The 5,639-nt window shown below is 62.7% G+C and carries 3 protein-coding genes and 3 pseudogenes; 5 read left to right on the top strand and 1 reads right to left on the bottom strand.

The annotated features are described in order from the left end of the window. Positions 1 to 369: 369 nt before the first annotated feature. A pseudogene (locus tag ACZ3TI_RS40465) lies at positions 370 to 819 on the top strand (transposase family protein); the annotation flags it as partial. A 23-nt stretch (positions 820 to 842) separates the two neighbouring features. Further along, a complete protein-coding gene (locus tag ACZ3TI_RS40460) occupies positions 843 to 1,364 on the top strand; it encodes a Tn3 family transposase (protein WP_465735526.1) in 522 nt (173 codons plus the stop codon). 64 nt (positions 1,365 to 1,428) lie between these two features. Here ACZ3TI_RS40460 and ACZ3TI_RS40455 read toward each other — a convergent pair. Then, a pseudogene (locus ACZ3TI_RS40455) lies at positions 1,429 to 1,554 on the bottom strand (IS110 family transposase); the annotation flags it as partial. A gap of 356 nt (positions 1,555 to 1,910) precedes the next feature. On the opposite strand from ACZ3TI_RS40455, the gene ACZ3TI_RS40450 reads away from it, so the two are divergent. The 3 genes and pseudogenes from ACZ3TI_RS40450 to ACZ3TI_RS40440 all read left to right on the top strand — a co-directional run. After that, a complete protein-coding gene (locus ACZ3TI_RS40450; protein WP_465735524.1) occupies positions 1,911 to 4,298 on the top strand; it encodes a glycosyl hydrolase family 28-related protein in 2,388 nt (795 codons plus the stop codon). 492 nt (positions 4,299 to 4,790) lie between these two features. Then, a pseudogene (locus ACZ3TI_RS40445) lies at positions 4,791 to 5,018 on the top strand (transposase family protein); the annotation flags it as partial. A 130-nt stretch (positions 5,019 to 5,148) separates the two neighbouring features. Continuing rightward, a partial coding sequence (locus ACZ3TI_RS40440; protein WP_465735522.1) for a transposase occupies positions 5,149 to 5,639 on the top strand: 491 nt, incomplete at its 3' end.

Genomic DNA, 5,639 nt, shown 5'->3' with positions numbered 1-5,639 from the left:
GCCAGTCGAGTACGAAACCGACTACTACCTTGCCACCACAAAACCGCAGGTCACAACCACAACCTGAGATCTCTACCGAACCCGGGGCGGTTCACCCCTTGTGACGTTCTTCGAGCAGGTCGTGAACCTGGTCCGGCGGCATGCACCAGGGGCCGCGATCGCGTTCAACACCAGCGGCGGCGACAGTGTCGAGGCAGCCAAGCGGTGGCTGTGAAGCCCAGCCCTTGGGCTGAACCGCCGCAACGCGCCCAAAGTGACGGACCCTTGATTCCGTCCGCTCAGGTTCCGGAAGTACCCACCAGCAATGGTCAACGGGGATGGGAAGCGGGCCGGGCGTGACGGGGAGGCGGCCGCACGAGTTCCTCGTGTGTGACGACGAAGGAATGGACTCGTGCGGCCTTGTCCCACTCTTCCTTCACGGGCATCTCCCGTGCCCATCTCGGCGCTTTGGTCGCGGAGTTGGCTGGTCCATGGACCGCGCGGTGCGAGTCCGCGCTGCACGAGCGGCGCGGCGGCCAGCGCAAACAGCAGCCGGGCGCCGGACCGAAGCACGACCTGGTCTTCACCGATAGGGTGCTGGTCGCCCTCGTCCACCTGCGCACCCAGCTCCCCCACGCCGCGCTCGCAGAGCTGTACGGCCTGGAGCGGTCCATCATCACCCGAGCGATCGGTGAGATCCGCCCGCTGCGTGCCGAGCGGGGCTTCGCCGTCCCGGGCCGCCCCGGGGTGCGGCTGCGGACCCTGGCCGACGTGTTCGCCTACGCGCAGGCGGAGGGCGTGAAACTGCGGATTGATGGCACCGAGACTCAGGTCCGCCGGTCTTCTACCAGCCCAGCGCCACAATGAAGTACCAGCACATCGACCCGCTGTTCGGCGACCTGGAGAAGGACGTCATCAACTGGCGGCTGATCGAGAACCACTGGCAGGACCTCATGCGCGTGGTGCTGTCGATCCGCGTGGGGCGGCTGTCCTCCGCCGCGCGGCTGCGCAGGCTGGGCAACGAGCCCAAGCGCAACCGCATCTACCAGACGTACCGCGAGCTCGGCCGGGTCATGAGGACGATCGTGCTCCTCAGGTTCTTGTCGGAACCGGAGCTGCGCGAGTCGATCCAGGCGATGACGAACAAGGTCGAGGCGTTCCACAAGTTCAACGAGCTGCTGGCGAACTGCCTCATTTTTCATACCGCGGTGGACATTACGAAGGTGGCCAATGACCTTATCGACGAGGGGTGGGAGGTGGACCCGGTGGACCTGGCCACCGTCACCCCGTACATCACCAGCAAGACCCGCCGCTTCGGTACCTGGCACCTGGACATGGAGCCGCCCGAGAACGAAGCGGTAGGGCGGCTGCGGATGGCCGCGTGACGGTGTAATCCATGCCATGAACTGCGCCAGTACAGCCGAAAGGGCACCCGAGCTCCAATGGGCGCTCTGCAACCACCTTGTCGAAGACGGCCCGCAGCTTCGGCTCACTGTTGGGCAGCTGCTTGTCGAAGACAATATTGCCGGCCGGGGTGAGTCCGTGGCCATGGTGAGCGGTCTTGCTGACGTCCATCCCGAGGAAGACGCTCACGCCGCCGACGTCGACATCGTGCTCCCAACCGCTTCGGTGTGGCGCTGGCCAGGGAGTTGGAGCCAGCCCTGGTGGCGAACTCCCGGCCGTGGATGCACTCGGTCTGATCAGCATGATCGCGGTCGGGACGGCCGTCGGGCCTTGGCGAAGTGCGCAGACTGGTGGTCACGCCTAGCGTGGAAAGGGGAAACAGTGCAAGAGGCCCCCAAACGGCGTTGTGTTGCGTGCACTGCCGAAGGTACCGGCCTTCGGCACCGAGGTCGAGTGTGCTCGCGCGCTTCGGCCGCGCTCTCGCCGACCCGTCCGACCGATGGGGCCTCGACGGAAGAGACGTTCTGATGGACATCGTAATTGTGCGAGCCGCACAACCGATCAAGGCCGGCCAGGTGGTCCGCACCACAGGATCACCGGTCACCCTCCCAACTGCTGTCAAACCGATCACCGTAACTGTCCCTGCGGTCGAGGAGTTACATACCATTCCGTTCTTTGGGGTTGCGCTGGAGCCGGCAAAAAGGGCTGGAGATGACGTCAAAGTCCAAATAGGCGGTGCTTTCAGCGGCCGCCTGGGCCGCGGTAGGTTCGGCGCCGTTGGCGTCAACAGTTCGGGACAGATCGTCCGCGCTGCGGATGAGATTGACAAATGCGTGAGCGCTCCGAACTGGATTGGTGACTGCGATGAATCGGGCACGGTGACAATCCGGCCCCGCCGCGACAAACGGCTGAGCGTGCTCGACTTCGGAGCGGTGGGAAACAACAAAGACGACGACACAGGCGCGATCCAAAGCGCCCTCGACTGCGCTATGCGACTCGGCACTACTCATGGCAAAGTCGTCTACCTTCCGCCGGGAGACTACCGGATTACGAAGCCTCTTGTTGTCAGGCGCCATTGCATTCTGGAGGGAGCTGGGGGAGCTGGTCTTGGCGTCACTGAAAATACTCGCATACTCGCAGATGTGAAAAAAGGAGATTTCAACCTCTCTACTGCGACCGGTATCGGCCCAGTTGCAGGGGAGACTGTTTATTGTGCAATTGCCCTGGTGGGCTCTTGGACCTCCGGACCGCCTGCTCCAGATCCCTCGAATGATCGTGCAGACTATGCTGTGCTTCGCCAGTTCACTCTCAAGTCGGATCCCGACCAAGGGAAATTTGCCTCCACCTTCCATCAGGCTCCGCAGATGGATGGCATACGAGTTCTGGCGCACGGCCCATTGATCGAGACAGTGGGGGTTTCCGCCTTCAGGCGTAATGGAATGACAATATACGCAAGCCATGGGCCTGATTTCGGGCCGACGGCCAACGCCAACCTCACGCAGATACGTGATTGCGTTCTCGCCAACAATGGCCAGCATGGGCTCGACATCGGCAGTCACGGCAATGATGAAACAAATGCCATGCTGGCCATGAATGTTTCTGCAGCAACCAATGGGCGCGATGGAATTCATGACAATTCATTCTTGGGCTGCACCTTTGTTTCGTGTCACGCGGCGCACAACCGCCACCGACAGTACAGCTGCGATCACGAAGCTCCACAGTTCGCCGTGTACATCGGCTGCTACGGCGAAGGGGATGCCCCGTCGGTGTTCAAGGGCGGGAATATCGCTATAGTCGGAGGGGATATGATTATCACCTCGGACTCAATATACTGGGGCTATGGCGCCGTCAAAAAAGGGCCTTCCACCCTGAAAGTTACGAACAATTATTCCAAATATCCCGAGTATTTTATCTCCGAGGCGGGGACAGGGGTCGATATCGAGGAAGGCGAGCTGCAGACGCCCGGAAACGGATACTACTATCGAGCAGTCCATGCCGGGCATACTTTCGGAAAGAACGGTAAACCCCCCGATGGTATGCCTGATTTCCCGAAGGAGGTCGGGCAGACGCTTGAAGAGCTCGATCATTTGGTATGGAGATGCGAGGGCAAATATAGGATTGAGTTCTCAACGGTCAACAAACTTGGGGATGCTTCGGGTTCCACGATCATTCAGGATTACGGCTCTCTCACGCCGGACGGCCAGTGGAGCGCCCTCTTCCGCACCCAAGTCCAGACGGTTCCCGACGCCATCAAGGGCCGGATCGAAACGTCCCTCGTGAGCCCGGCGGATCACCACACGTACTATCAAACCGCGTACGAAAACGGTCCGGTTCCCGGCGCTCTGATGCTTCCGGAAGCCTGGATTGGAAACTACCTCTTCGGTGAGCGGCGAATCGCTATTGTTCATGATGGAACTCCCTGGAATGCGTCTGCCGGTAGCTGCAACTTCTACGGCCCGGGCGATCTGCTTCTCAATGCCACCGGAGCAACGGCGCGCCAAGGCCCGATCGGGTGGGCGGTGAACGCCCCGTGTGGAAGGCGGTCGGCGGCTCTTGCCTGGGGTCACGGAAAGCACTACAAGATAGGGCAAACCGTCAAGCCGACGAGCGCCAATGGATTCGTGTATCGACTGATCTCCTATATAGGTGGCCCGTCGAACCAGCTGCTCAAGGTCTCCGGCGAGCAGGATCCCTGGGACAACCACCCCCAGAGCGTTGGAAGCTTGACTACCGACAATCACCTAGTTTGGCAGACGCTCTACGACTTGGATGATCCCGCAAACAATTGGTGCATTGAACCGCTTCCACAGCGCGCGGAAAAACAGGCGGACTCAAATGCGGAGGACATTCACAAGCTGAGGGATGATTTCAACGCACTTCTTGACAAGATGAGAAAGGCGCACCTGTTGGAATAGGCGGAGGCGCGGACGGAACTGATATCGGGGGTGCCGCATCTCATCGAATCCGACAGTGGGTCAGCTGAGTGTGGTGAACGTTGACGACACAGCGGGCCCGGTGGCGCTTCGAAGGCGGCGAGTGTTCCAGGATGACTCCCGTGTCGCCAACGCCACGCCAACCATGGGAGCACACAGCGCGTCGTGACGGTATGACACCGTGCAGGGAACGCATGAGCGGCGGTTCTGCTTGCCGGACCTCCCGCACCTATTGGCTCGTCAGGGTGGTACCCAGGGGCGTTTCAACGTCACAGTGATCATGCGAGTCCGCTGGTCGTGGCGGTGCGAGGAGTGCGGGTCGAGCCGTCACGAACGCAACGAAGCTCCGGTTGAACAGGATGACCTTCCCAAGTCTCCCTGAACCACCGGAGCTTCGATGTGCCGCCAGTCTGCCACCGCCTGCCTGACCAAGTCGCCCGCGTGGGGGGATTGTCGCTGGTGGAGCGGTTGCGAATGCTGCCGGATCCGCGTCGGCGTCGGGGGGTGCGTCACCCGTTCGTGGCGATGCTGCTGGTTGCCGCCTCGGCGGTGGTCGCCGGCGCGCGCTCGTATGCGGCCATCGGCCAGTGGTCCGCGAACGCTCCGCAGCACACCCTGGTCCGCCTTGGTGCCCGGGTCGTGGGAGCGTTGGGCGTGAGAGTCGCACCGAGTGCCGCCACGGTCCGGCGGGTTGTCGGCCTGGTCTGCCCTGGCGGCCTGGCCGACCTGACCGGCGCTGATCCTTCCGGCTCGGACTCGGTGGCCGTCGATGGCAAGGGCCGCCCGAGGCTCCCGGCACGGCGAGTTGCCGGCCGCCCACCTGCTGGCCGCGATGACCGGCGACGGCCCCGCCGTCACTCAGCTGCGGGTTCCCGACAAGACCAACGAAATCACCTGCTTCGCCGCGCTGCTGGCACCCTTCGACCTGACCGGGGTCACCGTCACGGCCGACGCCCTGCACACCCAGCGCGCCCACGTGCGCTTCCTGGTGGAGGAGAAGAAGGCGCACTACCTGCTGGTGGTCAAGGCCAACCAGCCCGAGTTGCACCGCCGACTGCGGTCGCTGCCGTGGAAGGACGTCACCGGCTGCCCTCCTAGTACTCCAGCCGTAGATCGTGATCTTGCTGGTGGGCGTCGAGCCGGCCGGTCGATGCTGGCGCTGGTCGATCGATCACGTCGTGGTGCGGGCCGCGGTGTAGACGGCCGTCAGACGTGGGTCATCGACTGCGCCGCCGTGCTCGTTTTCGATGAGCTCGGCGAGCCGGGTCAGGAACTGCTCGCGGGCGGGTGGGGCGAGCTCGGCGATGTTCGGAAATGTCGACC

This window comes from Kitasatospora sp. NPDC023120 (assembly GCF_055560835.1).
This window is presented reverse-complemented; position numbering and strand designations above follow the sequence as displayed.

What these genes read in the sequence shown, in the direction of transcription:
- ACZ3TI_RS40460 (WP_465735526.1), top strand. Translation starts at nt 843, where the DNA reads ATGAAGTACCAGCACATCGACCCGCTGTTCGGCGACCTGGAGAAGGAC.
- ACZ3TI_RS40450 (WP_465735524.1), top strand. Translation starts at nt 1,911, where the DNA reads ATGGACATCGTAATTGTGCGAGCCGCACAACCGATCAAGGCCGGCCAG.